General features: G+C 30.8%; 3 protein-coding genes. All 3 read left to right on the top strand.

The genetic code is table 11. From position 1 onward, the window contains the following. Positions 1-466 (top strand): helicase-related protein (locus tag ABY863_RS12940; RefSeq protein WP_372795497.1); only part of this gene is annotated, 466 nt, incomplete at its 5' end. A gap of 236 nt (positions 467-702) precedes the next feature. Further along, the gene (locus ABY863_RS12935; protein ID WP_372795495.1) at positions 703-3498 is read left to right on the top strand and encodes an alpha/beta hydrolase family protein; all 2796 of its coding nucleotides are present in this window, start codon (positions 703-705) and stop codon (positions 3496-3498) included. Between the two features lie 190 nt (positions 3499-3688). Continuing rightward, positions 3689-4431, top strand: a 743-nt coding sequence (locus tag ABY863_RS12930) for an elongator complex protein 3 (RefSeq protein ID WP_372795493.1), incomplete at its 3' end; no start/stop codon positions are given.

Here is a 4431-nt window from a genome sequence, read left to right as displayed (position 1 = left end):
TATTACGCATCAATATATTAGAACTACTATAAAAGAGAAACCAGAATTATTGGTTAAATTGTTAGAAAAAAGAGGTAATGAAAGAGGTATTATATTTTGCAGAACAAAATTAGGGACTCAAAATTTAACAAATTTATTAAAAGAAGAAGGTTTTTCAGTAGAAGCATTAGAAGGTGATATGCAACAAAAAGACCGCGATAAAGTAATGCGTGCTTTTAAAAACGGAAGTTTACAAGTGTTAATATCTACTGATGTTTCTGCACGTGGAATTGATGTAGATAATTTGGCATTTATCATTCATCATCAGTTACCTGAACAATTAGAATATTACACACATAGAAGCGGTAGAACTGCCAGAGCAGGTAAACGAGGCATTTCAATAGCTTTAGTGATTCCTGGGGAGATCCCAAAAATAGAAGAAATTCAGAGAGAATTAAAAATTAAATTTGTAGAAGTTCATATCTAATTTAATTTTTTAATAAAAAATAAAAACTGATAAAATGCTTAAATTAAGTGTTTTATCAGTTTTTTTACGTTTAAAAATTGATAGAGAACTACTTTTAATATGAGTGATGCAGTCTCAATTTCAACCATTTATTTTCATGTGTTTTTTAGTGATTTATGTAAAATTTAATTTATTAACTTTAAAGTTTTTTAATTAATTGATTAAAGCTCACAAAATAACAAACCAAAATCAATCTCATGAAAATATTTTTCACTTCACTTTTAATTTTAATTTCTTTTTACACATTTGCTCAAAAAAAAGTATTAGACCATAAAGATTTCGAACTATGGAATTCAATTGAAGGAGAAAGTATTTCTTCCGATGGAAATTTTGTAATGTATTCAGTTGAAAAAGGGGAAAAGGACAGCCATCTTAAAATTAAAGATGCGAAAGCTACCCTGGTTTTTGAACATGAAAGAGCTGAAAAAGGACAGTTTACATATCATTCTAAATTTGCACTGTTTACTATAAAACCATGGAAAGATAGCATAAAAGAATTGGAACGTAAAAAAGTAAAAAAAGAAAAACTACCAAAAGATTCAATTGGAATTTATAATTTAGCTACTAAATCACTTGATAAAATAGGGCATATAAAATCCTATAAAACCCCAGAAAAATGGTCAGGATCTCTTGCATATCTATTAGAAGAAATGGTGCCAGCTAAGAAAGAAAAAGATTCAACCAAGTCTGAACCTAAGCAAAAAGACAAAAAGAAAGCGAAGAAAAAAGTAGGAAAAGACAATGGGTATCATTTAGTTGTGAGAGATTTAGTTTCTAAAAAACAAGATACCTTTAAATTTGTAACTCATTATGTTTTTGCCAAAGAAGCTAAAATGTTAGCATTCACTACTACTGGAGAAGATTCTGTAACTGAAGCAGGTGTGTATATTCTAAATCTTGAAAACAATAAACTATCACACGTATTTGAAGCTAAAAAGGCAAAATACTTTGAGTTAAATTTTAGTGAAACTGGTAAGAATTTAGGATTTGTGGTAGATACAGACACTACAAAAGTACAGGTAAGACCTAATGAGTTGTATGTTTGGAGTGAAGGTAAAGCGAAGGCTAAAAAATTACTCGATGCCATTTCAGCACCCGAAGGTTTTAGAGTTTCTTCTGATGGAAGTATTCGTTTTTCAAAAGATGAAACTAAAATGTATTTTGGATTGGCAAAACCACCTATTGTAAAAGACACCACATTGCTAGATGAAGAAATTGTAAATGTTGAAGTTTGGACCTATAATGAACCTAGATTATATACTGTACAGGAATTAGAAGTGGAGAGAGATGGTAAAAAATATTTTATGACAGCTATACATCTTAACAAAAACAATAAATTAGTTCAATTAGCTTCAGAAGTATATCCAGATTCAGAACTTGGAGATGAGGGTAATTCTCAATATGCATTGTTAAGCACTTCAGAGCCTTATGAATTAGAAAGTCAATGGACTGGAGGGTCGGTGAATGATTATGCTGTTGTGGATGTAAATACAGGTAAAGTTGTAAAGGCCTTAGAAAAAATTAGAGGACGTGTTCATCTAAGCCCAAAAGGTAAATATGCTTTTGGTTATAATGCGCTGGATAGCACTTGGTTTTCGTATGCGTTAGCTACGGACAAATATATGGCACTTACTAAAGGACAATTATTTTATGATGAATTAAACGATTCACCTGATTTTCCAAGTTCATATAATTCAGCAGGTTGGACAGAAAATGATGAATCTTTGCTTCTATATGATCGTTATGATATTTGGAGCTTTAATCCAGATAATGGAACTAGTAAAAAATTGACGAATGGTCGTAAGGATTTAACGGTTTACAGATATTTAAAACTTGACAATGAAGAACGATTTATAGATAGTTCTAAAAAATGGTTGCTATCTACTTTTAATGAATTAAATAAAGATGCAGGTTATTTCGAATTTAATCCTAAAACGAATCATGGAAAACAGTTAATCACAGGCTCTTATAAATTTTCAAATCCTATAAAATCAACTAATAACACAAATCTAATTTTTACAAGTCAAAACTTCCTAGAGTTTCCAGATATTCGTTATTCGGATTTAAGTTTTAAAACTCAAACTAAAATAAGTGATGCAAATCCTCAACAAAGCGATTATAATTGGGGAACTGTAGAATTGGTAAATTGGACCTCTTTAGATGGTGTTGAACTAACTGGAATGTTAGTAAAACCTGAAAATTTTGACCCAACTAAAAAATACCCAATGCTAGTTAATTTTTATGAAAGAAGTTCTGATGGGCTAAACTCACATAGAGCTCCTTCTCCTGGCAGATCATCTATCAATTATAGTTTTTATACAAGTCGTGGATACGTAATTTTTAGTCCTGATATTTTATATAAAGAAGGATACCCTGGTGAAAGTGCTTATAACTGTGTAATTCCGGGAGTAACTTCACTTATAGAAAAAGGGTTTATAGATAAAGACAATATTGGTGTACAAGGACATAGTTGGGGAGCCTACCAAATAGCATATTTAGTAACCAGAACTAATATTTTTAAAGCAGCAGAGGCGGGTGCTCCAGTACCAAACATGATTAGTGCGTATGGAGGAATTAGGTGGTGGACTGGTTTAAGCAGACAGTTTCAATATGAACATACACAAAGTAGAATTGGTGGTTCGCCTTGGGAATACCCTGCACGATATATTGAAAATTCCCCAATATTTACAGTAGATAAAATAAATACACCTTTGTTAATTATGCACAATGATGCTGATGGTCATGTGCCTTGGTATCAGGGAATTGAATTTTTTACAGCATTAAGAAGATTGGGTAAACCAGCATGGTTTTTAAATTATAACGGTGAGCCGCATTGGCCATTAAAAATGCAAAACAGAAAAGATTTCAATATAAGAATGGCTCAATTTTTTGATTATTATTTAAAAGGTGCTCAAAAACCAGTTTGGATGGAAAGAGGTGTTCCTGCAATAGAAAAAGGAATCAACCAAGGGTATGAGTTAATTCAAGATTAAGTCTTAATTAAGAGATTTTAATAGTTGAATATAAAAATGTATCGAGAATAGTAAAATATACTGTTTTCGATACATTTTCTATTTTATGAAGTATCTATTATAATTTGGCTGAGAAACGGAATTAGTATTAAATTTGTAAAAAATTAAAACTTGTAAGTTTAAATGGGTTCTTTTAAATTTAATACAAATCATGAAGCATTGTAATATCCCAATATTTATTCCAGAATTAGCGTGTCCTCATCAATGTGTTTTTTGTGATCAAGAAAAAATTAGTGCAACTTTTACGGTTCCTAAACCCAATGAAATTATTGAAATCATAGATTCTTATCTTAAAACAATTCCTAAAAATAGAGAAATTAATATTGCTTTTTTTGGGGGTAGTTTTACGGGAATTCCAAGAGCAGAAATGATCGCTTATTTGAAAGAGGCTTATAAATATATTCAATCAGGAAAAGTTCAAGGCATTCGTTTGTCAACCAGACCAGATTACATTTCAGAAGAACTATTAGATATTTTAGTGCAATATGGTGTTACAGCCATTGAATTAGGAGCGCAATCTACAAACGATAAAGTATTGGTAAAATCGGGTAGAGGTCATAAATTTGGTGTCATTAAAAAGGCTGCTAAACTTATTAAGGAAAGAAATATTGAACTTGGCCTGCAAATGATGCTTGGTTTACCTTATGACACGTTAGAATTATCCATTCAAACAGCGAAAGATATTGTTAGTTTAAAAGCAGATTCTACGCGTATTTATCCAACAGTTGTAGTAAAAGGTACGGTGTTAGAGAAAATGTATAATAACGGTGATTATAAAGTACTTTCGTTAAATGATGCCATTATTTGGAGTAAAGAAGTACTTAAAATATTTAATAAAACTTCCATTAAAGTATTAAGAGTTGGATTACATCCATCTGAAGAATTGGAACTTGG

Source organism: Lutibacter sp., assembly GCF_041562875.1.
GTDB lineage: Bacteria > Bacteroidota > Bacteroidia > Flavobacteriales > Flavobacteriaceae > Lutibacter.
Note: the sequence above shows the minus strand (reverse complement) of the source record. Positions and strands in the feature narration are given on the sequence as shown.